The sequence below is a fragment of the Enterococcus sp. HMSC072F02 genome, from assembly GCF_001837725.1.
Classification (GTDB): Bacteria; Bacillota; Bacilli; order Lactobacillales; family Enterococcaceae; genus Enterococcus_B; species Enterococcus_B lactis.
This window is the reverse complement of sequence record NZ_KV833943.1, coordinates 35,028-61,104: the sequence shown is the minus strand read 5'-3', so window position 1 is coordinate 61,104 and position 26,077 is coordinate 35,028. Positions and strand designations below refer to the sequence as shown.

Here is a 26,077-nt window from a genome sequence, read left to right as displayed (position 1 = left end):
ATCTTGATACTCATCTACATGAATATAATGGAATTTGTTTTGATAATATGTGAGTGAATCAGGATGTTCTTCAAATAACCGGATCGTATTCATGATCAGGTCGTCAAAGTCCATACATTGATTGTATTGAAGCTCTTTTTGATAAGCAGCGTAACATTTTGCCACAATCTCTTCGTAATAACTGCCTTGCATTTTTGCAAAATCTTGAGGGGTCTGCAAGCTATTTTTTGCTTGGGAGATTGTTCCTAATATGCTGCGAGGATCATATTTTTTCGGGTCAATGTTCAGTTCCTTCAGTATCCGTTTCATCAAGGTCAGCTGTTCAGAAGAGTCGATGATCGTAAAGTTCCGGTTATACCCGATAAAATCAACATCTCTTCTTAAAATACGCACACACATTGAGTGAAAAGTCGATACCCAGACATCTTCGCCCCCAGATGCGAGAATCGCATTGACACGTTCTTTCATTTCTTTTGCAGCTTTATTGGTAAAAGTAATCGCTAGGATGTTCCAAGGATTGACTTCTTTTTCCTCAATCAAATAGGCAATGCGATGCGTCAACACTCTCGTCTTTCCACTTCCCGCACCTGCCATCAGCAATAATGGTCCGTCAGTGTGAAGAACAGCTTCTTTCTGACGGGGGTTCATCCCGTTTAATAATTCAGCTTTGGATGACATTAACAACATCCTTTCTTTTATCAATCTTGTTAATTATAGCATTTTCTTGGCTTTCATTAAACTAGCTAATTCAAAATCATTTGTTTCTTTTTATGGATTTCTTCTTGTCAATTCGTTGATTTCGCGCTAAATTAAAAGAAAGCGAGGCGTTTGAATGGAAAAAAAAGGAAAAATCAAGAAATTAGATAAAACTCAGATATATTTTATTCTAAAAGGAATATTCGTTGGACTACTGACAGGAATCGTGGTTAGCCTGTTTCGTTTATCGATCGAAAAGTTAGGCGATTTTGTTCGAAGCATCTATGAAATAAGTCGGGAACAGCCGATTTACTTAGTTGGCATGGCTACTTGCTGCATCCTTGCAGCATTTTTTGTGGGTTATCTGGTCAAAAATGAACCGGATATCAAAGGAAGCGGGATTCCACAAGTAGAAGGACAGCTTCGAGGGGAATTATCAATGAACTGGTTCTCTGTTTTATGGAAAAAGTTCATTGGTGGTGTACTTTCAGTTGGCGCAGGACTTTTTCTAGGTCGAGAAGGCCCTTCTATACAGCTTGGTGCAGCTATCGGACAAGGAGCTGGACAATTGTTTCGGAGTCCATCTTCAGAAGAAAAGATTTTGATTTCTAGCGGAGCAAGTAGCGGACTTGCAGCAGCATTCAATGCTCCTATCGCAGGATTACTCTTTGTTTTAGAAGAAATCCATCACTCCTTCTCTCCTCTTGTTTGGCTGACATCTTTTGCTTCGGCCATCACAGCTAACTTTGTCTCTCTTTATTTTTTTGGCTTAAGACCAGTTTTATATCTAGGGGATCTTCCTTCTTTGCCGTTGAAATATTATGGTTCTTTGGTGGTATTAGGCGTACTTCTAGGCGTCTTAGGTTTTATTTATCAAAAGGTCCTGCTAGCATTGCCAAAATTTTACAACCGATTGCCTTTACCAGCTTATTTTCATGGATTCGTTCCTTTCTTGCTGATTTTGCCGATTGGTTATTTATGGCCTAGTACGCTAGGCGGAGGTAATCAAATCGTTTTAGCTTTTGGACATGCTTCATTGCCAATCATTATGATTATCGGTTTGTTTGTTCTTCGATTCGTTTTTTCCATGATTTCTTATGGTGGTGGTCTTCCAGGAGGGATTTTCCTTCCGATATTGACATTGGGGGCTTTAATCGGTAGCTTTTATGGAAACATCATGGTTGATTTCGGGATGGATCCAATCTACATCAAGGATTTCGTCGTGATTGCCATGGCTGGTTATTTCACAGCAATTGGGAAAGCACCGCTGACAGCAATTATTTTAGTGACAGAAATGGTTGGCTCTCTCAATCATCTGATGCCTTTAGGGTTGGCTGCTCTTGTTGCTTATATCGTCAATGATCTTCTCGGAGGGAATCCGATCTACGAATCATTGTTGGAACGTTTACTTGGAAACAATCAGACCGCCGCTCTTAAAGGCGCAAGGACAACTTTTGATTTTCCAGTAACGGCAGAGAGTTCTTTAGACGGATTAATGGTACGGGACTTCAATTGGCCTAAAAATATGCTGCTAATCTCTATACGCAGAGGAAATCAGGAAATCTTGACTCACGGCGATACGATCATGAATGTAGGAGATATTTTGGTAATCTTGACTGATGAAGCAAACTTACCAAGAATCAAGCAAGAAATCGAGGCTAAATCTTCGATCACAAATTTGAAGCAATCATTTTAACGTACCGGGAAGAACTATTTTATGGCACAACAACTATTCATCTATACTACTTTTACTCTACAAAAAAAGAAGAGGCTGGATTTCCCCAGTCTCTTCTTTTTATTTCTATGCTTCTGCTACTGCAGGAGCTTTTCTCAATAAACCATAAATCACACCAGAGACGACTGCTCCGATAGCAATAAACACCAAATACATGATTGGGTGACTCAGTAAGAATACAACAAAAATTCCGCCATGAGGAGCCAGTAATTTGATTCCGAAAGCACCGACTAATCCGCCAGTTAAAGCAGAACCAATAATAAAACTTGGAATGGCACGAATCGGGTCAGCTGCTGCAAATGGAATCGATCCTTCCGTGACAAACGAAAGTCCCATCACGATGTTCGTCAAACCAGCATCTTGATCTGTTTTGCTGAATTTATTTTTGAATAAACGTGTAGCAACGAAAATCGCCAATGGAGGGACCATTCCTCCAGCCATAACAGAAGCCATCACAACACTTCCGCCAGTGGCAACAGTCGTAGCTAAAGTTGCTGTACCAAATACATAAGCGGCTTTGTTGATTGGACCGCCTAAATCTGCCGCCATCATTCCAGCTAATAATGCACCAAGTAAAGCAGCATTCGAACCACTCATACTTGTCAAGAAACCGTTCAATGCATCATTGATTGCTTTCATAGGGACATTGACTAGCAACATCAGGAATCCAGTAATCAGTAAGCCAAACACTGGATAAAAGAGGATCGTTTTGATTCCATCCAATGATTTTGGTAAGTTCTTGAATAATTTACGTAAAAATACGATGACATAACCAGCCAAGAATCCACCAATCAGTGCGCCTAAGAATCCTGCGCCACCTGTATTAGCTAATGCACCAGCAGCAAATCCAACAATCAAACCAGGGCGGTCGCCGATACTTGAAGCAATAAATCCAGCTAATACCGGTAACATGAACCCAAATGCAGCTTGTCCGATTTGGTTGAACCAGCTAGCAGCTTGATTGTAGTTCCCCAGATTCGATAACTGGTCATGCGGCACGCCAATAAATTGGTCAATCATGAAAGAAAGAGCAATAGCGATTCCTCCACCAATAACGAATGGTAACATGTGTGATACGCCATTCATCAAATCTTTATAGATTCTTTGTCCGACAGTACCATCCGCGTTTCCTTCTTCTGAACTATTTTCTTTTCCGTCACCATGGAATATTGGTGCAGTACCACTAAGGGCTAGATTGATCAACTCTTCTGGTTTACGGATACCATCACTGACTGGACGATTGATCAATTCTTTTCCGTCAAAACGGTTCATCTCTACTTTTTTGTCTGCTGCAACGATCACGCCTTCTGCACGAGCGATGTCTTCAGCAGTCAATCGGTTTTTGATTCCTTCTGAACCGTTCGTTTCGACTTTGATCTCCACTCCCATTTCTTTCGCTTTTTTCTTCAAAGCATCTTCTGCCATGTAAGTATGAGCGATTCCTGTTGGGCAAGCTGTAACGGCAACAACGAATCTTCTTTCTGGATGAGCAGAAGCTTCTGCAGCTTGTGTTTCTTGTTCTGCTTTTTCTTCTGCTTCTTTTTGCTCTTCAGCTGTTTGGAACAAGTCTTGGACTTTTTCTGGTGTACTTGCTTCTTTTAATTTCGCTACAAAATCTGCATCAATCAGCAATCGAGATAGTGCTGCTAATGCTTGCAAGTGTGTGTCGTTCGCGCCCTCTGGAGCTGCGATCATGAAAAACAGATAAGTTGGCTGTCCGTCTAATGCTTCATAATCTACTCCTTTTTGGCTTTTTGCAAATAAAACTGTTGCTTCTTTGACTGCACTATTTTTCGCGTGAGGCATGGCGATTCCGTCACCAAGACCTGTAGAGGTTTGTGCTTCACGAGCTAGAATTCCTTCTTTATATGTGTCGATATCGGAAATCCGGCCGGCATCAAACATTTTTTGGACCATTTCATCGATCGCGCCTTTTTTATCAGTCGCTTGCAAATCCATGATCATTGCTTCTTTGACCATTAAATCCTTGATATTCATGATTATCCTCCTTGAAACTAATCAATTTTTGTGATTTCAACTTCTGGCAATAACTCATCAATCAGTTCGCGATCTGCCAAGTCATCAGAAAAAGCCGTTGCGCTTCCACAAGCAACTCCCCATTTAAAGGCTTCGATCGGATCTTTTGTCCGACTGTAAGCACCAATAAAACCGGCGATCATTGAATCCCCTGCACCTACTGAATTTTTCAACGGGCGAACCAATACATTCGTTTTATAAGTTCCTTGTTCTGTAAAGAGCAAAGCGCCATCTCCAGCCATTGAGATCAGCACATTCTGTGCCCCTTCAGCTAGTAATTTTTTCCCATACGGAATGATTTCTTCCACAGATTGGAAGGTTGTATTGTAAAGCTCAGCTAATTCGTGATTGTTTGGTTTGATCAACAACGGTTTCTTAACAAGTGCATTCTTTAGATCATCACCTGTTGTATCGATTACGAAATCTGCACCTTTTTCTCGAATGATATCAATCAGTTCTTGATAAAATCCTTTTCGTAGGCTGGCTGGCGCGCTTCCTGACAATACGACGATATCTCCTTGTTCTACTTTCCCTAGCGCTTGCTTCAATTCATTGATTTCTTCATCTGAAATAGCTGGACCTAAACCGTTAATTTCAGTTTCAGTATCTGATTTTAGTTTGATATTGATTCTTGTATCTTCTTGCACGTGTGTGAACAAAGATTTGATTTGTTCTTTTTCAAGCCACTTCGAAATAAATTCGCCAGTGAATCCTCCTAAAAACCCTAGTGCTGTAGATTGAGAATCGATCCGTTTCAAAATACGGGAAACATTGATCCCTTTTCCTCCAGGCAATTTGAAGTCTTCTTTCATCCGGTTCAAATCACCTAGTTTTAACCCATCTACGCGTACAATATAATCAATTGATGGATTAAGTGTTACTGTGTAAATCATTGTATTGCCTCCTTAATTGTTGTCTTTTCACGGAATTCATTGATGAATTCTAATGGACAACGCTCGGTTATGATCGTGGCTGCTTCCAAAGGTGCAACAGAGGTGAAAGACAACTGGCTGAATTTAGTATGATCAATCAATACAAAGGTCTCTTCTGAATTTTTCATGGCTAAACGTTTAACTGCTGCTTCTTCTGGATCCGGAGTCGTGAATCCTTGTTCGATATGTGCACCGTTCATTCCCATAAACGCTTTATTGAAATGAAAATGTTTTAGTTGTTCTATCGCATTAGATCCTAAAACAGCATTGGTTGACAGCTTGATCGTTCCACCTAAAATGATCGTAGCAAGCTCCAAATCGACTAAATTTGCCGCATGTTGAACGGAATTTGTCACCACTGTGATTTGTTTTCCTTGTAAAAAAGGAATCATTTCTAAAGTAGTCGAGCCAGCGTCTAAATAGATGACATCTTCGTCATTAATGGTTTCAGCTGCCAATTTGGCGATCTGCTGTTTTTCATGAACGTTTTTGAGTGATTTTTCACTCATATTCTGCTCAAAATTCAATAATTGCTCTTTCTTAGCGCCGCCATGGACTCTTTCTAGAAACCCACCATTCTCCAACTCTTGCAAATCACGCCTTATCGTTGATTCTGAAGCATTCAAAAGGTTTACAAGATCTTGTGATTTCACGATTTTCTGCTGTTCAAGCAAGTCTAGGATTTTTTGTCTGCGTTCCTCTGTAAGCATTTTCACGATCACCTCAATACAAATAATAGCATATTTTTTTTAGACTCGCAATACAAATCAGTCAAAAACATTCATAAAAATTATAAATCAGTCAAAAAAATAAAAAACCAGTCTTTTTTTGACTGGTTTCCTACTTTACTTGACTATTATCAAATTGTTTTATCGTTTGTTATTTTCGCTTCTTGTTTTTTTCATATAAACAGTAGCAGGTTTTCTTTCCTTATGAAGAAGGTAATAATAAAGTCCCATCCCACCAAACATAACCAAGAAACCGATGACTGATCGAATAGGAAAATTAGGAACAAAAAAAAGACAGACGGATAATAATGATGCTGGAACCATGATTCGATAATAAAGTTGTTTATCCATTTTCTTCACCTCATATTTTTTGTAAAGTAATCAATTGTTCTAATTCGCGATAATCTAAAAACTGCACACGCAGATGCTTCTCGCCTTTCTTGACATCAAATTGGACACTACGCTGTTTTTTCTTTATTCGTTTGAAGGCAATATCAGAGAGTCTGTGTTTGATTTCCTTTAACGGTAAATCCGGAAGTGCTTCAGAAGGAACATAGATTCTTAATGATAAAAGATAATCTTGATATTTCTCATCTGTTACCTCTACTTCTAGATATTCCCTGATGTAATAACAATACGCTTCGATTCCATTGTCCAAAGCAACAGTCGGATCGATGATCTTATAGCACATCATTCGCGCGCGATTCTCGTCAACCCAAGGAAAATACGCCTGAGCATTCAGTGTTCCGCGGACACGTCTTTCTTTATAATTTCCTCCTTGAATATCATAACTTTTCGTTACAAAGAACGAGGCATTTTTTTTGGGAACAGGTTGCATTTGCGCATTTTGATACTGGACAGATTGAATCGTATGATCAGTATAAATGTATTCAACAAATGGTGGTTTCAACAATCCCACGCCGTTATCCCAAGCAAGGTGGTCAAACCCAAGCTGGTCTCTAAAATAGGATTGGAATAGCTGATTGTTTGTTTTTTGCCAATTGAATGGGTCTCGATAAAGCTGGATATATATGACTTCATTATCTAATTCTTTCACTTTTTCTACTTGTTGTGTATCGAGAAAAATCGGTTTTGGGATAATCTGATGGTAATAGTGACTGTAATACATTTCCCAGCATGAGGTAAAACATAAGCCTTGATAAAAAAGATCGTAGCCTGGAAATTGATTGCAATCCACTACTACGTCGCCATTTTTCTGTTTCATTTTAGGTAAACGCTCGATTTCATCCATCGTCTCAAACAGCAGCCGCTGGGGGATCTCTTTTGTATTGTGATAGATAAACTCGCTATACGCTCTCATATAAGCAAACACACCATGGGCAATCATTTTTTTCTGAATGAAATCTCGAATCAAAAACTGGTTTTCTTTGAAAACAGAGATAGACAATACATTTTTTATCAACAATTGATTGCCTTCCAAACGAAAACTACACTCGTTCTCGTCATTCCCTACAACTAACCAGCTTTCGTCTCTTACCGATGCGAGCATTATTTTTTCTTGAAGTTTCCTAAGATTATACGGGTCCGCTTGTTGAGTGAAAGAGCGGATAAATGTTGGCTGGATCAACAGACGTGTCAAAACAGCCCAATCGCTTATTTCCTGTTTTTTTTCTTCATCATCTAAGTCTGTGAGCTGGATAGTCATTAATAATTTATCTTCACCAATCATTTTCTCACCTCTTTCAAATCTTTTTATAATTTAATTATAACGAATGATAAAGAAAAACTAAAACTTTTTGTCTTGGAAACCAATTTTAGGTATTACATGGTAAACTAAGTAAAAAAGGAACAAAGAGGTGTTCGCGATGGGATTGAAATTTGAACGTACAGACAATTTAGATAAACTTTTCGAATCATTTGCTGTCGATCCGAAAAAAACAGTTGCGCCAAAAGAAGAAATCGATCGGTTTCTAAAACCGCAACCACAAAAAGAAAAGAAAAAAGACAAGAAACAAAAGTAAGATAAGTTCTGCAAAAAAAGACTTACCAGCCAAACTTTTATGGAAGAGTTTGACTGGTAAGTCTTTTTTATTCTTTTTATGATTCGATTGCTTGTTCGATTGCTGCCCATGCTTCTTCTTTTCCTTGTTTTGTAACGGAAGAAAAAAGAATAAATGTGTCATTATGATCAAAATCCAATGCTTTTTTGATCTTGCTTTCATGCTTGTTCCATTTACCGCGAGGAATCTTATCTGCCTTAGTAGCAACAACTATCACAGGGATATCATAATACTTCAAAAATTGATACATCTGGATATCTTCTTGAGAAGGCTTATGGCGTAGATCTACTAAAGAAACGACCGCACGTAGTTGTTCTCTGGTCGTTAAATATGTCTCAATCATCTTTCCCCATTTTGCTCGTTCAGTTTTGGATACTTTTGCATACCCGTATCCTGGAACATCGACAAAATGTAACGCATTCTCAATCAAATAAAAGTTCAAGGTCTGGGTCTTTCCAGGCTTACCGGAAGTACGCGCTAAATTCTTTCGATCAATCAATGTGTTGATAAAAGAAGATTTCCCTACATTTGATCTCCCTGCCAGAGCTATTTCCGGCAATTGTGTCTCTGGATATTGTTTTGGTGCCACTGCACTTATGATGATTTCAGCTTGATGGACTTTCATGGTCTCTCTCCTTAAAAAGGTGATGAATAAAGCAAGCGGCTGTCGTAAAAGCCAAAATGACTTTTACGGCAGCCTCTTCTCATCAACCCGCTTTTTTCTCTGAATCTTTATAGATCACTGTTGGCTCACCAGACAATTCAGCTGCTTCTTTGGTAATAATCACTTTTTCGATGTTTTCATTTGAAGGGATATCAAACATCACATCCATCATGATTTCTTCGATGATAGAACGAAGACCTCGAGCACCAGTGTTGCGTTCGATTGCTTTTTTCGCAATAGCTCTCAACGCTTCAGGTTCGAATTCAAGTTCAGTATCATCTAGAGAAAGAAGCTTTTGATATTGTTTGACTAACGCATTTTTTGGCTCAGTCAAGATCCGCACCAGATCATCTGTTGTCAATTTCTCTAAAGCTGCCATAACAGGTAATCGTCCGATAAACTCAGGAATCAATCCGAATTTCAGCAAATCTTCAGGGATGATATGTTGCATGACGCTTTCGTCTTCAGAAAGTTTTTGGTTTTGTGTACCAAATCCAATCGTTTTTTCGCCCATACGGTTTTTCACGATTGTTTCGATACCATCAAACGCCCCACCTACGATGAACAAGATATTCGTCGTATCGATCTGGATAAATTCTTGATGTGGATGTTTACGTCCTCCCTGAGGCGGAACACTTGCAACAGTTCCTTCTAGAATCTTCAGCAAGGCTTGTTGGACACCCTCACCGGAAACATCACGAGTGATGGATACATTTTCGCTTTTACGCGCGATTTTATCGATCTCATCAATATAGATGATCCCTTTTTCTGCACGTTCCACATTGTAATCAGCAGACTGGAGCAATTTAAGTAAAATGTTTTCTACATCTTCACCCACATAACCAGCTTCTGTCAAACTTGTCGCATCTGCGATTGCAAAAGGTACATTCAACGTTTTTGCTAATGTTTGTGCCAAAAATGTTTTCCCTGACCCTGTAGGTCCGATCAAGCAGATATTGCTTTTTTGTAGTTCAACATCATCTGTGTTCTCTTGTACTTGCTGATTGACACGTTTGTAGTGATTGTATACAGCAACAGCTAACGAGCGTTTTGCGCGATCTTGTCCAATCACGTAGTTATTCAATACTTCAAGAATTTCTAGTGGTTTAGGGACTTCAGTGAATTCGCGTACAGCTTCTTCATAAAATTCTTCATCAATGATTTCTTTACATAGGTCGATACATTCATTACAGATGTAGACCCCTGGACCAGCTACGATTTTTTTCACTTCTTCTTGGGTTTTCCCACAAAAAGAACAGCGTACGGTCTCATTGCTACTTGGATTGTCATACATGGTCTTCACCCCTTAACTTGCAAAAAGTATGCAAGAAACTATCAGAGACTTTACAGTCTTTTATTATCATAACATAGTTTAGTAAAAAGAAAAAGTGTTTAACAAAGGATCGATTGACCTATATCTTTGTATATTTTCACGCTTAACAAAAAATAAGGGACTGTGACAACAAACATGTCACAGTCCCTTATTTCATGACCTGTATTACTTAATTTCTATTCTTTTGCTTCTGTCGCTGTACCCGTGATCAATTCGATTGCTTTTTTCATTGTCACATCATGTTCCAGCATATCTTCTGTCAACACGCGTTTGATTTGTTCGATTGGCATGTTGTATGTTTCTGATAATTCTTGGATTTCTGCATTGATTTCTTCTTCTGTTGCTTGAAGATTTTCAGCAGCTGCAATTGCTTCGATCACAAGATTTGTTCTTGTGCGCATTTCTGCTTCACCTTCGAATTGTTTATGCAAGTCTTCTTCTGTAGAACCAGTTAATTGATAGTACATTTCAGGAGAGATACCTTGACGTTGCATGTTGTTCAAGAATTCGTCCATTGAACGATGTACTTCATCATGAACCATCACGTGTGGCAATTCAACGATTTCTGCGTTTTCAACAGCCATACGGATTGCTGCTTCATCTTTTGCATCGTCTGCTGCTTTTTCTTTAGTTTCTACTAATTCTTTGCGATATTTTTCTTTCAATTCGTCTAATGTTGATACTTCGTCATCCACATCTTTTGCGAATTCGTCATCTAATTCAGGCACTTCTTTTGCTTTTACTTCATGGATTGTCACTTTGAAGACTGCTTCTTTTCCAGCAAGATCTTCTGCTTGATAATCTTCTGGGAAAGTTACATTTACATCTAGACTTTCACCTGATTTATGACCAACTAATTGATCTTCAAATCCTGGAATGAATGAACCTGAACCTAATTCAAGTGAGTAATTTTCGCCTTTTCCGCCATCAAACGCTTCGCCATCTACAAAGCCTTCGAAGTCGATTACTACTGTATCGCCATTTTCAGCTGCAGCATCTTCTTTGATAACTAATTCAGCTTGTGCTTCTTGTTCACGTTTGATACGTGCATCCACGTCAGCATCTGTTACTTCACGATCTTGTTTTTCAACAACTAGATCTTTATATTGTCCTAATTTTACTTCTGGTTTCACTGTTACTTCAGCAGTGATTACCCAGTCTTGACCTTTTTCCATGCTTTCAACATCGATTTTTGGTTGAGAAACAGGATCGATGCCAGCTTCTTTGACAGCAGCTTCATAAGCTTCTGGTAATACAGCATTCAATGCATCTTCATATAAAGCTTCTTCACCGTACATACGGTTGAATACTTGACGAGAAACTTTTCCTTTACGGAATCCAGGTACGTTCAAGCTTTTTTTCACTTTATTAAACGCAGTTGTTAATCCTTTTTGGATTTCGTCTTGCGCAATCGTAAATTTTAAAACACCATCATTCGTGCCTTTTTTTTCAAATGTTGCAGTCATTTAATTCCCTCCGAGTTTAGAAATTCATTTTATACATCAAAAACGTTTCATGCATACCTTTAAATAGTACACTAACCCTTTCAAATTGTAAACATATTGAATGGGTAGAATCATTGTTTTTCATAACATTTTTATCTTTTTCACTGATAAAATCTAATGGAAGAAGATCATTTGCTCCAAAATTTTCTCTCGTTTTTTAAAAAAATTTTGTTTTTCATCTTCCGTACCATCATACATCGTTTTTCCTGTACATGCCTCTACAGTCAGTTGAAACCAACGCCTCGGGTCTTCAATGTATGTATCATAGACAGGATAAACGATTGCAGATTGCAACGTAAATTCTTCTTTCAGCACCGAACTAAGTAGCGCATCTTCATTCCCATAATGGTCTGATAACACACACAATTGTTGATAACTTGACTGTTGCTGTGGCTTAGGCAAATCTTTGGGTATAACTTTGACTAGTTTTTCTTCAATCGTCAAATAGAAAACAGGGTTGCATTCATTCAATTGCCTAAGCGTCTCCAGCAATTTTGCCCTCGCTAAAATATGGACCTCTGGTAATACAATCAGTTTACTCGCTGTTTGGATAAACTCATGGTAAGGAAGCTGTTCGATCTCCTCAATAGACGACAGCTGACGTGCTGGTTCCAATGAAGGAAGTTCCTCCGATTTTTTATGGAGCGCCTTGACTTTTTGCCTCTCCATTTGGCCGGATAACTCTTCTGCAAATTGGATTTTTTCAATGATACGCTGCTCAAAAGATTCATAAAAATCTGTACTTGCTATCAATTTTCTAGCATATAAAAAATCTTGTGCACTGATTAACAAGTCAAAATAAAATTCAGCAAACTCCTCGTTTTGAAGATACTGTTTTTCATGTAAGAGTGCTTGTTTCAACGCTTCTTTTTTCTCGTCTAACTCATAAAGACAAAAAACAAGCAGGCTATTAGCCTCAAAGCTTTCTTTCAACTCGTAAGCACGTTGAAATAGTTCTTTTGCCTGCTCATATTGCTGGTTTGCTAGTGCTTGTTGGGCCACTCGCATTAAATTCTCATATTTTTCTGGAAAATCAATCGGCTTCACGCAGTGTCCTCCTCTTGCTTATGTTCAGCTCATGTTCAATAGTAGCAAAACAAAAAAAGCATGACAATTAAAAATAATCGAAGCATCCTCTAAAAGCTAGATTTTTGATCTGACTTTTATAAGATGCTTCAAACTACTGTTTTTTATGGATCATCAGCTGTTAACTTCTTGGTTGAATGCTTTGATCAGATTAATCGTAACGACACTTGTATTAGTGAAAAAATCTCCCAGATGCTGCTTTTTCTGATTAAAGATTGCTGGAAGATACCCTAACATCAGCAAAGGAAACTTTAAAATGAATCGGCAAGCACCTTCTCTAACTAAAACAGTTGACCAGCTAAGTTCTTCTTCATCAAAGCTGATGACTCGAATACCGAAGATCATTTTCCCAATCGTTTGGCCATGATTGAGTTTCGTCAATAAAACAAAATACGCTAAATAAATGAGTAATGCCGTGAATCCATAGAGACTCAAATACGAATCTGAAAAATTCAGCCAACCTAGATTTTTGGCAATACCAAGTGTTAAACGTGTAATAGCTCCGATACACAAAAGATCGATCAAGAAGGCAAACATTCGGATCAAAAAGCCTGCATAGAAATAATGAGGAAAATCATTTGCTTTTGGTGGTTCATTTTTTGTGTCAGTATACTTTTTCCATTTCCGTTGTTTCTTTTTGATTTCTTCTGATGTCATCGGTTCTCTTTCAAAAGAGCTCAGCACTTTTTGGGAAAAGCTTGGATCAGGTCCCACAGCAGGCTGCTGTTGCCTCTCTCTTCCTTGTTCCTTATTTTCGTTTGGAAGTTCCGTCATGCTTACTCACCTCCGTAATAATACATTGCTTTTGGTGATTCTGCAGTTCCGAGATTCTCAAGTATTGATAAGATCTGACTAGTTTCAGAAGATTTCAATCCTTGGAACTCTGCCAGTTTGCTCCCTAACCATGTGCTGGCAAATCCAGATGATGGGGAGGAATATTCTACTAATTCAGCATCTTCAAGCTTTTGTTCCTTTCGCATAGCTTGTAAGGCGTCTTCAGGGAATCCCAATTCATCAACTAAACCTACTTCTTTTGCTTGGACACCATCATAAATCCTTCCATCTGCTATTTTTTTGACTGCTTCTTCAGATTTATTCCGTCCCTCGCTAACGATTCTTACAAATCGTTGATACGCACTATCAATATACGCTTGAAGCACTGCTTCCTCTTCTTTTGTCTCTGGGCGTGTTCCTGATCCCATATCTTTCAACGCGCCACTTTTCACTGTTGTGTCTTCCACACCCAGTTTTTCTAAAAGCCCTGAATAATTCAATCCTGACATGATCACACCAATTGAACCGGTCACTGTTTCTTCGGTTGCAAAGATTTTATCTGCTTGAGCAGAAATATAGTAACCACCGCTAGCTGCCATGTTTTTCATACTGACATACATCGGGATATCATGTTCTTTACGGATCGTATCTAATTTCTTAGCGATTTCCGCACTTTCATAGACACCGCCACCAGGAGAGTTTACTTCTAAAAAGATTCCTTTAACTGTTGGATCTTCTTCCACAGCTTTCAGTTGTTCCATGAAATTTTCATGGTTATAACCTTCAGAAGCAAATAAGCCAGAAGATCCTCCTGCAGCAATCGTTCCATCTACTGTCAGTTTTACGATTTTTTGCGTACTGTCTCCCTCTTCCAACACATTTGGTACTAACTCTTCATCCCCGTATAACCAACTGTTCAACCCTTCGACTTGATTGTTTTCCTGAGGGTTAGTCAAACTCGCCGAAACTAACGAAACCACAAATAATCCCGCAGCAATCAGAACTGCTGCCCAACGTTTTTTATTCATTCTTTCTCCTTTCTAATACAAGTTTTTTATGACGATTACAGTTTCTGACTTCTCGGAAGCGTCGAACCGCTCTGCTTTTTCTTCACGCGCATACCCAGAAAATGATTCTTTTGTCCATTCATCTTCTACCGTAAACTCTCGCGCTTGGACAACTTCCAAGGCATCAGGTGCGATTTCCTGGATGCTATCCCAACCAGTATCTAAAAATATTTTTGTATCATCTGATACACCAGCTGATGCTTCAAATTCGGACAATTGTTTTTTTAACATTCCAAGTGTCATGATTTCAATTTTTGAATCCATTTTTCTCCTCCTTCATCCTATTACTTTCCATTGTACCGAACTCCTGAAAAAGATGATAGACAAAAACCGATTATTTTTTGATACAAAACGCACACCCAAAAGGCAATTCGATATATACCAATTTATTTTTATTCTTTTTTTGTTGACAAAAACATTCGCAAAAGGGTATGATTTTAAATGTTTCCAGATAAAAAACAAAAAAGGAGGATAGTTATACCTTTTAGGATAGCGCCTGGTCTGTGTAAACAGATGACGAGGAGAGGGTTTATCGAAAGATTCGGCGGATGACCCTAGGGACTGCACTCTACAGAAGATCCACAAAAAGTATCTGCAAAGATAAAACAAAAGGATTTTCCTGCAGCTGGAAGCATTCATACGAATTCATTATAGAAAGTAGGATGTTTTTTATGTGCGGAATTGTTGGAATGATTGGATTAAAAAATGTAACACCAGGATTGATTGGCGGGCTAGAAAAATTGGAATACCGCGGTTATGATTCAGCTGGCATCTTTGTCTCAGATGGCACGACAGATCATTTAGTCAAAGCACAAGGCAGAATCCAAAATTTAAAAGATAGAATAACTTCTGATACTACAGGAAATATAGGCATCGGCCATACACGTTGGGCAACCCACGGACAACCATCTGAGGAAAATGCCCATCCACATACTTCACAAAGCGGGCGTTTCGTGCTTGTCCATAATGGCGTGATCGAAAACTTCGAAGAACTTAAAAATGCTTATTTAACAGATGATCACTTTATCGGTGAGACAGATACTGAGATTATCGCTCATCTGATTGAAACTTTTGCGAAGGATATGACGGCAAAAGAGGCATTTTTAAAATCTTTGCGCGTCATCAAAGGTTCTTATGCTTTCGCTTTGATTGATCGTACAACACCTGATGTGATTTATGTAGCGAAAAACAAAAGCCCATTGTTAGTCGGACTTGGTGATGGATTCAATGTAATTGCTAGCGATGCAATGGCTATGCTTGCTCATACGAAGAAATTCGTCGAGGTCGAAGATGAAGAGATGGTTACCGTTACATCAGACAAAATTATTATCCAAAATTTTGCGGGCGACATTATGGAACGTTCTTCATTTGAAGCGCAAGTAGATGCTTCAGATATCGAGAAAGGCACCTATCCTTTTTATATGCTGAAAGAAATCGACGAACAGCCTATTATCATGCGTCGTATTGCTCAAAAATACGTAACAGAAGACAATCGGGTCCCTCTTGATCCAAAACTGATCGATACATTATCTGACAGCGATCGAATCTACATCGTTGCTTGCGGAACTAGTTACCATGCGGGATTAGCTGGTAAACAGACTTTGGAAGAATTGACACAGATTCCTGTCGAGGTTCATTTAGCCAGTGAATTCGGCTATAACACACCTCTTCTTTCACAAAAACCATTCTTTATTTTCTTGAGTCAAAGTGGCGAAACAGCGGACAGTCGGCAAGTGCTGGTAAAAATCAACCGTCTCGACTATCCTTCACTTACGATTACAAATGTTGCTGGCTCTACTCTTTCGCGAGAAGCATCCTTCACCCTATTGTTGCATGCCGGACCTGAGATTGCAGTAGCATCAACGAAAGCTTATACTGCACAAATAGCAGTACTGACTTTATTAGCCAAAGCTATCGGTGACAAAAAAGAAGTAGAAACTTCTCTTTCGTTCGATATCACTCATGAATTGAGTTTAGTCGCAAATGCGATGGAATCGGTCATTGCCCAGAAAGATTATTTAGAGGAGCTGGCTGCAGAATACCTCAGTGACACAAGAAATGCTTTTTATATCGGACGCGGGGCAGACTACAACGTTTCTCTTGAAGCCGCTTTGAAATTGAAAGAAATCAGTTACATCCAGGCAGAAGGTTTTGCTGCTGGTGAATTGAAACACGGAACAATTGCTTTGATTGAAGAAGGAACACCCGTGATCGGAATCATCAGTGAAGAAGTGACTGGCGCGCATACTCGAGGTAATCTGAAAGAAGTCGAAAGCCGTGGTGCTAAAACATTAGTTATCGTCTCAGAAGGATTAGAAAAGGAAAATGACCAACTAGTACTGCCAGCAGTCCACCCTTATCTGTCTACTCTTGCTACAGTCGTGCCGACTCAATTACTTGCCTATTACGCCACACTGTTACGAGGGTTTGACGTTGACAAGCCACGTAATCTGGCGAAATCAGTGACAGTTGAGTAACGTTTCTGTACGGGAAATCATTTGATTTTTGCAGTCTTTTGTAAAAAAATAAAAGCATAGTATGTACCGAACACCAAAAATTTGATTTTTAGTGTTCGGTATTTTTACTTTATTTCCCGTTTACTTTTTAAAACCTCGTTTAAATAAATCGTTCACTTTCTCTGTCTATAATATTGGAGTTCCTTTAATAATTTGGCTTTTAATTCCGTTTCTTCAACTACTTCAAGTAAATCAAACCCTTTTTGCATTAATTTTGTATCGTTTTGGCAGTACCCCAATCTTACGAAGATTATGCCTAGAAAATCAGCTCGTTTTGCTCGTTTCGCCATATCTTTTGCTAGATTCAACGTGTATCGGCCATCTTCTACAAGATTTTTTTGTATATATATTTGAGAGATATTCATCAAAAGTGTCAGCCTTACTGTATCGACAACATCCAATCGATTATATCTATCAAGCGTAGCTAATAGAATAGGATACATTATTTCTAACGTGCTGATTTCTAGATGAAATGAAATGATCGCAAATATTTGAATATCTCTTAATGTCCACACCTCTATTTTTGAAAGCCGCTGCCAAATCGGAGTCACCAACCCTTTGAATTCTGTTTTATCAAAGTCTATAGGATCAGCAGATAAATACAAGCGTAAAATCAACAGGATTTCTTCTATTTTTTTATCTGAACAAGTAGATGTAAATTCTAAACATCGTCTATACAACTTTCTTATCTGTGCACTTTCTGTATTTGAAATAATAGAATAAAAATCCTCAATAAGCCTTGTACGATTATCTCTATTATCTCTATTCTCTATATTTGCCAAATATCTAAATTCATCTAAAGATACATCTATCCTCTCTAATAAATAACAAGCATTTTCAAACCTTGGCTCCGTCTCATTTTTTTCAATCCGCGAAAGAGTTGTCCTATCTAAAAAATCATTACAAACTTCTTTTTGAGTCATTCCTTTCCCTTTCCTTATAAATCGATACATTTCGCCAAACCTCAATTTTTTCTCCCTCCAAAATTTTTGTGAGCTTATGCAACAAATCTACCAAAAACAATTAGATGATTATAAAATATAAGGGTAACAAAGAAACTATTATACTTATATTATAACAAAAACAAAATGGAGGTTGGCCTATGATAAGAAAAATGCTTATTATTTTTGTCACTACAATTGTTGTTTCCTCACTCGTCCTGACTTCTACTGCAATCGTCTCCCTTGCTTCTGAATTAGATACTACCACTATCAAGCCTGATGTTTACAAAAATGATAGTTATGAAGATGCTAACGGCAATAGAGGGACTGGTAGAATAACCTTGACTGAAGCACGCTGGAGTTCTACCTATGATTTTCGATGGTAACAAAATTAACGCTCTTACGCTGGTCTATTCTCTTTTTTGATAGTATAGTTGCTTCTCTTGTTTTGTACTTCCTTATTGCGGACGGGCAAAACTATTATTACGTCTATCTATTGGCTCAAATTCCTAGTTATATTATTCTTGATCATATCCACAAAAAAATAGGATTAAAAGCAGATAAAGCACGCAAACGTGCTATTTTACTAGTGATGTTGAGTTTTTTCATCTCTTACATTGGTATAATATTTCTTACACAATATGTTTTTAAATAAAAGAAAAAGCAAAGACCAGCGACGAATAACCGTCACTAGTCTTTGCTTTTTCTCTTCTACCTTAGGTTCTTAATCTAGACCGATTTCTTCTTTGACTACTGCTGCGATTTTATCGACATAGTAATTGACTTTCTCATCGGTAGGCGCTTCTGCCATCACACGAAGTAATGGTTCTGTGCCGGAAGGGCGAACTAGGATTCTACCTTCTGACCCCATTTCAGCTTCTGCTTCTTCGATCACTTTTTTAATTGCTGGAACATCCATCGCACCATTTTTATCACTTACACGGATATTCACTAATTTTTGCGGATAAATCGTTACCTCTGCTGCAAGCTCAGATAATTTTTTACCCGTCTGTTTCATAATATTCAACAACTGAATTCCTGAAAGCATCCCATCACCAGTTGTGTTGAAATCTAAGAAAATCATGTGTCCAGACTGCTCGCCACCAAAATTATAATCGTTTTTGCGCATTTCTTCTACAACATAACGATCACCGACTTGTGTAACGACATCTTTCAGACCGATTCCTTCTACCGCTTTGTGGAAGCCTAAGTTGCTCATCACAGTTGTAACGATGGTGTCTTTTTTCAAGCGATTTTTTTCTGCTAAGTATTTAGCACAGATAAACATGATTTTATCACCATCGACGATATTCCCAAGTTCATCTACCGCGATGATGCGATCGCCATCGCCATCGAAAGCTAGACCAGCGTCCGCTCCTTTTTCAACGACCATCTCAGCTAAACGTTCTGGATGCGTAGAACCTACCCCATCATTGATGTTTAAACCATCTGGATTTGTGCCCATTGTATAGAAATCTGTTTCAAGATCAGCGAACAAACGATTGACACTTGTTGAAGTTGCTCCGTTTGCTGCATCGACACAAATCGTCAAACCGGAAAGATCGCCATTGATCGTTTGAACAAGGAATTGAGAATATTTCAATAAACCTTCTGGAAATTCTTCTACAGTTCCCAAACCGTCAGCTGATGGACGAGGCAATTCATCTACTTCTGCATCCAACAATGCTTCGATTTCTAGTTCTTGATCATCTACTAATTTAAAACCGTCTGCACCAAAAAATTTGATTCCATTATCCTGCGCTGGATTGTGAGAAGCAGAGATCATCACTCCTGCACTTGCTTTTTGTAACCGTGTCAGATAAGCAACACCTGGCGTAGAAATCACACCTAGTTGGAACACTTCGATACCCACCGATAAAAGTCCTGAAATCAGCGCTTCTTCTAACATTTGACCTGAGATTCTTGTATCCCGCCCCACTAGTACGCGTGGGCGTTTTCCTTCTTCTTCATGCTGGCTTAGGACATAACCTCCGCATCGTCCCAGCTTAAATGCAAGTTCTGGCGTAAGCTCCTTGTTGGCTTCACCGCGGACGCCGTCTGTTCCAAAATATTTACCCATAGTTGTAAAATTACTCCTTTAACTTAATTTTCCGAGGAATTTGTTCTGCTCATTTGTGTTGATTCGCTTGTTTGCGACGTTTCTTCTGTACTCGTGGATGAACTGCTTGTTGCAGATTCCGAACTAGAAGAGATGGACGTTGTTGTTGAAGGTACCGTTACTGAATCAGCAGATGTGGTGCTTGTACTTATATTTGTATCTTGTTGTGTCCGACTGCTCGTCGAAGCGGAGCTGCTGCTTGACGTTTGCATTACGGGTGTAATCTCCACACTGACTGATTTAGGTTTGATACTTAGTCCTTCTTCTACTGGTATTTCGATTTTACGAGTTGTTCGATGACTGATTCCTGAGACATTGATTGGTACAACGATACTGTCGCCGATTGACGCAAGCAAATCGCTAGATCCGCTTACTTCTGCTTCCAGGTCTGAAAAACTGAAATCATAGCTTTTAACCCCAGCAGCCGGTGTTCCTTGTTGCGTCCCATAAAGTCGTACCGTTTTGCTTGGTTTGATTGCATCAGCTTTCACAGTTACTTGCACTGGATCGGAAATGATACTTAATATTTCTCCTGCTGCGTTCAGCGCTTGTATCGGCACTTCACTATTGATTCCATCATCCGTGACCATCGAAGCATCTACATCAGCTACTACTCGTTTGATTTCGGCCAACGTTTTATCACCTGTAGTGATAGAGACTTTTTTAGGACTAACGGAAGTATCATCCAGATCATATCCAGATGGTGTGATCGTTGAAGGAATCAATGTTTCCACATCGAAATCTTTTGTCACCTTTTTCTCAACCGTTACTGTAATAGTTGATGGTTCCATCTTTGCTGTGACAGCACTGCTCAAGTTCTGAATTTTCAGCGGAACTTCATGTGTTCCTTCGCCAAGCTTAGTGATATCTGCAGTGATGCGAAACATCCGTGTATCTTCGTTTGCTTCTGCATTCAACTGGACTCGGTTTGCACTGGAAAGTTTGACCGTCACTGTGTTTTCATATCCATGGATATAATAGCGTTGCGAATCATAAGAAATTTTGATTGGCACACCAGTGACTGTTTGATTATACGCTTCATTTCCAGAAAGCGTGTTTTGAACGGACTGTCCATTTGCATTGAAGTACAGTGCAATACTGAACAGCAATGCAATAAAACTGTAAAGAATACTTGTCCGTTTCTCTTTTGAGATCATTTGCGATCCCCTCCCTTAGTCATACCGTCTAGGAAAGATTGAATCACGTTTTTCTTATTTTTTGTTTTCTCTTCAGCAATTAGTTCTCTACGCAAGATTGCCAAATATTCTTGCTGGGATAAGCCAGCCATCAGTTCATTGTCTAACGTGATGCTGACGTCCCCGGTTTCTTCAGAGACAACGATGGTGATCGCGTCGCTGACTTCGCTTATACCGACAGCTGCCCGGTGTCGAGTCCCGAATTCTTTAGGGATCAACATACTTTCTGATAGTGGAAGATAGGCGCTTGCTACTGCGATCTTTCCTTCTTTTACAATAACTGCACCATCATGCAGCGGTGTATTAGGAATAAAGATATTGATCAGCAACTCCCCAGTGATATCTGCATCTAAAGCAATCCCTGTCTCAATATACTCATCTAATCCAGTATGACGTTCGATAGTGATCAGTGCACCGATTTTTCGCTTGGACATATATTGGATGGCTTTGTCAAAAGACAAGATAATCTTCTCATCTTCCTGCTGTTCGCTTTTTGATTGTTTGAAAAGCGAACTGCGTCCAAGATGTTCCAGTCCTCTCCGGATTTCCGGCTGAAAAATCACGATAGCAGCTATCACCCCGTACGTGATGACTTGGTTCATCAGCCAAGACAAGGTGTGCAGACCAATGATTTCTGCTACGATTCGGATAACAATAAAAATAGCTACACCTTTCAGAAGCTGAATCGCTTTTGTGCCTCGCAGCAGTTGGATCAGTTTGTATACAAGATACCAGACAACCAGAATATCAAGTATGTTCACCAAAAAATTCAGAGAGAACAAGTCACCGGAAAACATTTGCTGCCAATAGTCCAAATTAAAAAGTTCCCCGATTTGAAATGACATAAAAAGCCTCTCTTCTCTTTTGAGATTTCCTCTCTAGTATATCATATGTTTTAATTTTAGAGGCTGATCTACTCGTTTTTTTCTTGAGAAAAACACATAATTTTCAAGAAAATTACAAGTATGCGTTTTATTTTTCTCTAGAATAAAAATTTTTAAACCTCAGAGAATTATTCATTACATTTTTTCTGTTATTTTTCACTTTTTTCTTCTGTAACGTGTTCCATTTTTTTACGTCGTTCTGCTCGAGCGGCTCTTCGGGCAGCTCTTCTTTCTTCCGCTTCAAGATCCGTCGTTTTTTCTTTTCTCGTCTTAACGACTACATCAATGGACTCTTCTGGTTCAAGTCTTTTCTTGATTTTTTCTAATTCTCCTGACAGTGCAGCATAGTTGTAAAAACGTTTTTTAGCATCTTGGACAGTCTTTTCAAATAAAGCTTTTGCAAGATTTGGATTTGCGTTCTCTAGTGAAGAAAAGCGAACCTGTTTCCTCATGAAATCAGGCATAGTAGAGAAATCAGGTTTTTTGTAGTCCAAAGTCATTGGTTTCTTGTTTTTTTCGACCATTGTAGGGTTATATCGATATAATGACCAATAACCAGAAGAAACAGCTTCTTTTGCTTCTTTAAGCGATTCTTTCATTCCACCAAGCAAGCCATGTGTGATACAAGGTGTATAGGCAATAATCAGAGAAGGACCAGGATACTTTTCTGCTTCTTCAAATGCTTTGATTGTCTGCATTTGATTGGCCCCTGAAGCGATTTGTGCTACATAGACATTCCCATATGTCATCGCCATCATCCCTAAGTCTTTCTTTGAAGCATATTTTCCACTAGCTGAAAATTTAGCGATTGCCGAAGCTGGTGTTGCTTTTGAGGTTTGACCGCCAGTATTGGAATAGACTTCGTTATCCAAAACAAGGATATTTACGTCTGCTCCGCTAGCAAGTACATGATCGATCCCGCCAAAACCAATGTCGTAAGCCCATCCGTCTCCGCCAATCATCCATTGGCTGTTTTTTACGAATAGATCTCTTCTCTTGTATATTTCTTCCAGTTCAGGGACAATTGATCGTTCATTTTCGATCGCTGCTTGCAGTTTTGCTGCTCTTTGTTGCGTTCCTTCACTCTCAAAGAGATGTTCCAACCAGTCTTCCATCAATTCTCGCAGTTCTTCTGACACTTTTGGCAATACTTCTTTGATTGAATTTGCCAAAGCCTCACGACGAGTCTGTGCCGCCAGAAGCATACCATAACCAAATTCAGCATTATCTTCCAATAAAGAATTTGACCATGCAGGCCCTTGACCACATTCGTTTGTCGTATAAGGCGAAGCTGGAGAGGCACCGCCCCAAATAGAAGAACAGCCTGTCGCATTCGCAATCATCATTCGATCGCCGAACATTTGTGTCAATAATTTTACATAAGGTGTTTCGCCACAGCCTGAGCAAGCGCCTGAGAATTCAAGAAGTGGTTGGTTGAATTGTGTCGATAAAACCGTATTTTTCCCTTTCACTGGATTTTCTTTTTGTCTTAGCGTCATCGCAAAAGCCCAATTCATAGCTTGTTCTTTCTGTTCTTCATAAGGTTTCATCACTAAAGCTTTGCCTTTTGCGGGACAAGCCTCTACACACAGACCACAACCTGTACAGTCTTCCACTGAAACTTGGATACGGTATTTTACGCCGTCTGCGCCTCTCATTTCTCTCACGATAAATCCTTCTGGTGCTTCTTCCATTTCCTCTTCATCTGCTAAAAATGGACGGATGGCAGCATGTGGACACACAAAGGCACATTCATTACACATCGTACAGCGATCACTAATCCACTCAGGTACTTCTAAAGCGACACCTCGCTTTTCAACAGAAGCCGTTCCTAAAGGCATTTCGCCAGTTGTCATTCCATTTGCTACAAGCGTACCAACAGAGAGATGATTCCCTTCCTGCGCATTCACTGGCTCAAGGATTTCTTGTACATACCCCTTGTTCCTTTTATTGATTTTTTCAGGCATCTCCAATGTTTTCCAATTTTCTGGAATCACAACTTCATGAAGCAGTTCGATTGTCCGATCGATTGCCTGTATGTTTTTTTCTACGATAGCCATTGATTTATGCCCGTAGCTTTTTAGTGCTTCTTCTTTTAGCAACGGAATCACTTCATCAAATGGAATGATGTCAGCTAATTTAAAAAATGCTGTTTCCATTGCCGTATTGATCCGTCGTCCCAAACCAACTTCTTGGGCCAATCTCATGGCATTGATCGTATAGAACCGAATGTTATTTTCAGCCAAGTAACGTTTTAATTTTATGGGCAGATGCGTTTCTAATTGTTCGTCACTCCAAAGAGTATTCAGTAAAAAAATTCCACTTGGCTTCAATCCTTTGACTAAGTCATAGCTATGCAGGTAAGCTGGTGTGTGACAAGCAACAAGGTCCGCATGCTCGACAAGATACGCTGAACGTATCGGCGTATCTCCAAAACGCAGATGAGAGACAGTTAGACCGCCAGATTTTTTCGAATCATAATAAAAATAACCTTGAGCATATTTGTCTGTGTGATCCCCGATAATCTTGATGGCTGATTTATTTGCACCAACTGTTCCGTCAGATCCAAATCCCCAAAACTTTGCCTGGAATGTTTGCGGTTCTGTTAAATCTAGACTTTCTTTTGTTTCCAAAGATTGATAAGACACATCATCCACGATCCCAATGGTGAACCGTTTTTTGCGTATACTTGGATCTTTTTGCAATTCATCAAAAACTGCCGAGATTTGATCGGGTGTCACATCTTTCGAACCTAATCCGTAGCGACCACCAATAATAGCCGGGCGAAATTCAGAATCATATAACGCACTTTGAACGTCTAATAAAAGGGGTTCTCCCCCTGCTCCTGGCTCTTTACTTCGATCAAGAACAGCGATTGCTTTTACTGTATGAGGTAACTTTTGCACAAATGTTTCCACTGGAAAAGGTCGATAAAGATGGATATTCAAAAAACCTGTTTTCCCTCCGTTTGCATTCAAATAATCAACTGTTTGCTCAATCGTCTGTGCAACTGATCCCATCGAAACAATGACCTCTTCTGCATCAGCTGCTCCGTAATAAGTCACCAAATCATAAGAAGTACCTCGTAATCGATTAATCTCTTTCATATATTTTTGTACGATTGCAGGTAACTTATCATAATACGGATTGATTGTTTCCCGTTGTTGAAAATGAATATCTGGATTCTGGTTCGTGCCACTAACTGTCGGATGATTGGGATTCATCCCACGTTTACGAAAAGAAGCTAACTTCTCCTGATTGACCAAAGGAGCTAATTCTTCATATTCCAAAACTTCGATTTTTTGAATTTCGTGACTCGTACGGAACCCATCAAAGAAATTCAAAAAAGGCAATTCACCTTCAATGGAAGCAAGATGGGCAACAGGTGCCAAATCCATCACTTCTTGCACACTGCTTTCAGCTAGCATCGCAAACCCTGTTTGTCTTGCAGCCATCACGTCTCCATGATCTCCAAATATATTTAAAGCATTCGTCGTCACTGCCCGACTAGCAACGTGAAAAACACTTGGCAGTAGTTCCCCAGCAATTTTATACATATTCGGTATCATCAAAAGCAACCCTTGTGAGGCGGTATATGTAGTTGTCAGCGCACCAGTTTTCAGTGAACCGTGAACCACGCCAGCTGCTCCTGCTTCGGATTGCATTTCCACTACTTTTACTGGTTGACCAAATACATTTTCTTTTCCTGCTGCTGACCATTGATCGACTAATTCAGCCATGGTCGAACTGGGCGTTATCGGATATATTGCAGCAATCTCGGTAAAAGCATAAGAAATATACGCGGCTGCCGTATTGCCGTCCATTGTTTTCATTTTTCGCATG

22 protein-coding genes are annotated in these 26,077 nt (G+C 39.2%); 4 read left to right on the top strand and 18 right to left on the bottom strand.

All coding sequences use genetic code 11. The annotated features are described in order from the left end of the window. Positions 1 to 678, bottom strand: a 678-nt coding sequence (locus HMPREF2731_RS05325) for a UvrD-helicase domain-containing protein (protein ID WP_083325475.1), incomplete at its 3' end; no start/stop codon positions are given. 154 nt (positions 679 to 832) lie between these two features. On the opposite strand from HMPREF2731_RS05325, the gene HMPREF2731_RS05320 reads away from it, so the two are divergent. Next, positions 833 to 2,392, top strand: coding sequence for a ClC family H(+)/Cl(-) exchange transporter (locus tag HMPREF2731_RS05320; RefSeq protein ID WP_002292056.1), 1,560 nt, complete (start codon positions 833 to 835; stop codon positions 2,390 to 2,392). 105 nt (positions 2,393 to 2,497) lie between these two features. On the opposite strand, the gene HMPREF2731_RS05315 is transcribed toward HMPREF2731_RS05320, so the two are convergent. The 5 genes from HMPREF2731_RS05315 to HMPREF2731_RS05295 form a co-directional block, all read right to left on the bottom strand. Continuing rightward, positions 2,498 to 4,429, bottom strand: coding sequence for a PTS fructose transporter subunit IIABC (locus HMPREF2731_RS05315; RefSeq protein WP_070872485.1), 1,932 nt, complete (start codon positions 4,427 to 4,429; stop codon positions 2,498 to 2,500). A gap of 17 nt (positions 4,430 to 4,446) precedes the next feature. Continuing rightward, complete coding sequence (gene pfkB, locus HMPREF2731_RS05310) at positions 4,447 to 5,361, bottom strand: 1-phosphofructokinase (RefSeq protein ID WP_002292062.1); 915 nt, start codon at positions 5,359 to 5,361, stop codon at positions 4,447 to 4,449. Further along, positions 5,358 to 6,110 carry a DeoR/GlpR family DNA-binding transcription regulator gene (locus tag HMPREF2731_RS05305; RefSeq protein WP_002297539.1) on the bottom strand — a complete coding sequence of 251 codons (753 nt, stop codon included), beginning with the start codon at positions 6,108 to 6,110 and terminating at the stop codon, positions 5,358 to 5,360. The genes pfkB and HMPREF2731_RS05305 overlap by 4 nt, the downstream gene beginning before the upstream one ends. A 159-nt stretch (positions 6,111 to 6,269) precedes the next feature. Beyond that, positions 6,270 to 6,479, bottom strand: coding sequence for a hypothetical protein (locus HMPREF2731_RS05300; RefSeq protein WP_002297541.1), 210 nt, complete (start codon positions 6,477 to 6,479; stop codon positions 6,270 to 6,272). A 10-nt stretch (positions 6,480 to 6,489) separates the two neighbouring features. After that, a complete protein-coding gene (locus HMPREF2731_RS05295; protein WP_070872484.1) occupies positions 6,490 to 7,818 on the bottom strand; it encodes a hypothetical protein in 1,329 nt (442 codons plus the stop codon). Between the two features lie 136 nt (positions 7,819 to 7,954). On the opposite strand from HMPREF2731_RS05295, the gene HMPREF2731_RS15040 reads away from it, so the two are divergent. Next, positions 7,955 to 8,110: an SPJ_0845 family protein gene (locus HMPREF2731_RS15040; RefSeq protein WP_002329303.1), complete on the top strand. Its 156-nt coding sequence runs from the start codon at positions 7,955 to 7,957 to the stop codon at positions 8,108 to 8,110. 76 nt (positions 8,111 to 8,186) lie between these two features. Here HMPREF2731_RS15040 and yihA read toward each other — a convergent pair whose 3' ends face one another. The 7 genes from yihA to HMPREF2731_RS05255 all read right to left on the bottom strand — a co-directional run bounded on the left by yihA (position 8,187) and on the right by HMPREF2731_RS05255 (position 14,842). Next, positions 8,187 to 8,774, bottom strand: coding sequence for a ribosome biogenesis GTP-binding protein YihA/YsxC (yihA, locus tag HMPREF2731_RS05285; RefSeq protein WP_070872482.1), 588 nt, complete (start codon positions 8,772 to 8,774; stop codon positions 8,187 to 8,189). 82 nt (positions 8,775 to 8,856) lie between these two features. Continuing rightward, a complete protein-coding gene (gene clpX, locus HMPREF2731_RS05280) occupies positions 8,857 to 10,107 on the bottom strand; it encodes an ATP-dependent Clp protease ATP-binding subunit ClpX (RefSeq protein ID WP_070872480.1) in 1,251 nt (416 codons plus the stop codon). Between the two features lie 215 nt (positions 10,108 to 10,322). Further along, a complete protein-coding gene (tig, locus tag HMPREF2731_RS05275; RefSeq protein ID WP_002292069.1) occupies positions 10,323 to 11,612 on the bottom strand; it encodes a trigger factor in 1,290 nt (429 codons plus the stop codon). Between the two features lie 153 nt (positions 11,613 to 11,765). Next, entirely contained in the window at positions 11,766 to 12,698 is a 933-nt protein-coding gene (locus HMPREF2731_RS05270) for a hypothetical protein (RefSeq protein WP_070872478.1), read from the bottom strand. Between the two features lie 153 nt (positions 12,699 to 12,851). Continuing rightward, entirely contained in the window at positions 12,852 to 13,511 is a 660-nt protein-coding gene (locus tag HMPREF2731_RS05265; RefSeq protein ID WP_002292072.1) for an RDD family protein, read from the bottom strand. 2 nt (positions 13,512 to 13,513) lie between these two features. Then, positions 13,514 to 14,539, bottom strand: a complete 1,026-nt coding sequence (gene sppA / locus HMPREF2731_RS05260; protein WP_002309012.1) for a signal peptide peptidase SppA — start codon at positions 14,537 to 14,539, stop codon at positions 13,514 to 13,516. Positions 14,540 to 14,551: 12 nt separating this feature from the next. Next, positions 14,552 to 14,842 (bottom strand): hypothetical protein, encoded by a 291-nt coding sequence (locus HMPREF2731_RS05255; protein WP_002292074.1) that lies wholly within the window; start codon positions 14,840 to 14,842, stop codon positions 14,552 to 14,554. A gap of 407 nt (positions 14,843 to 15,249) precedes the next feature. Here HMPREF2731_RS05255 and glmS point away from each other — a divergent pair, with 407 nt between their 5' ends. Next, complete coding sequence (gene glmS / locus HMPREF2731_RS05250; protein ID WP_070872473.1) at positions 15,250 to 17,055, top strand: glutamine--fructose-6-phosphate transaminase (isomerizing); 1,806 nt, start codon at positions 15,250 to 15,252, stop codon at positions 17,053 to 17,055. 152 nt (positions 17,056 to 17,207) lie between these two features. On the opposite strand, the gene HMPREF2731_RS05245 is transcribed toward glmS, so the two are convergent. Continuing rightward, the gene (locus HMPREF2731_RS05245) at positions 17,208 to 18,047 is read right to left on the bottom strand and encodes a helix-turn-helix domain-containing protein (RefSeq protein WP_070872542.1); all 840 of its coding nucleotides are present in this window, start codon (positions 18,045 to 18,047) and stop codon (positions 17,208 to 17,210) included. Positions 18,048 to 18,196: 149 nt separating this feature from the next. Between HMPREF2731_RS05245 and HMPREF2731_RS05240 the strand changes: the two genes are divergently transcribed. Beyond that, positions 18,197 to 18,421 carry a hypothetical protein gene (locus HMPREF2731_RS05240; protein WP_002306487.1) on the top strand — a complete coding sequence of 75 codons (225 nt, stop codon included), beginning with the start codon at positions 18,197 to 18,199 and terminating at the stop codon, positions 18,419 to 18,421. 338 nt (positions 18,422 to 18,759) lie between these two features. Here the strand turns inward: HMPREF2731_RS05240 and glmM are convergent, their stop codons facing one another. The 4 genes from glmM to nifJ all read right to left on the bottom strand — a co-directional run bounded on the left by glmM (position 18,760) and on the right by nifJ (position 26,076). Continuing rightward, positions 18,760 to 20,115 (bottom strand): phosphoglucosamine mutase, encoded by a 1,356-nt coding sequence (gene glmM / locus HMPREF2731_RS05230; RefSeq protein WP_002292085.1) that lies wholly within the window; start codon positions 20,113 to 20,115, stop codon positions 18,760 to 18,762. A 23-nt stretch (positions 20,116 to 20,138) separates the two neighbouring features. Beyond that, positions 20,139 to 21,311 carry a CdaR family protein gene (locus tag HMPREF2731_RS05225; RefSeq protein ID WP_070872471.1) on the bottom strand — a complete coding sequence of 391 codons (1,173 nt, stop codon included), beginning with the start codon at positions 21,309 to 21,311 and terminating at the stop codon, positions 20,139 to 20,141. Beyond that, complete coding sequence (gene cdaA / locus HMPREF2731_RS05220) at positions 21,308 to 22,195, bottom strand: diadenylate cyclase CdaA (RefSeq protein WP_070872469.1); 888 nt, start codon at positions 22,193 to 22,195, stop codon at positions 21,308 to 21,310. Before cdaA ends, HMPREF2731_RS05225 begins: the two co-directional genes overlap by 4 nt. 188 nt (positions 22,196 to 22,383) lie before the next feature. Continuing rightward, positions 22,384 to 26,076, bottom strand: a complete 3,693-nt coding sequence (nifJ, locus tag HMPREF2731_RS05215; RefSeq protein ID WP_070872467.1) for a pyruvate:ferredoxin (flavodoxin) oxidoreductase — start codon at positions 26,074 to 26,076, stop codon at positions 22,384 to 22,386. Between the last annotated feature and the right edge of the window lies 1 nt (position 26,077).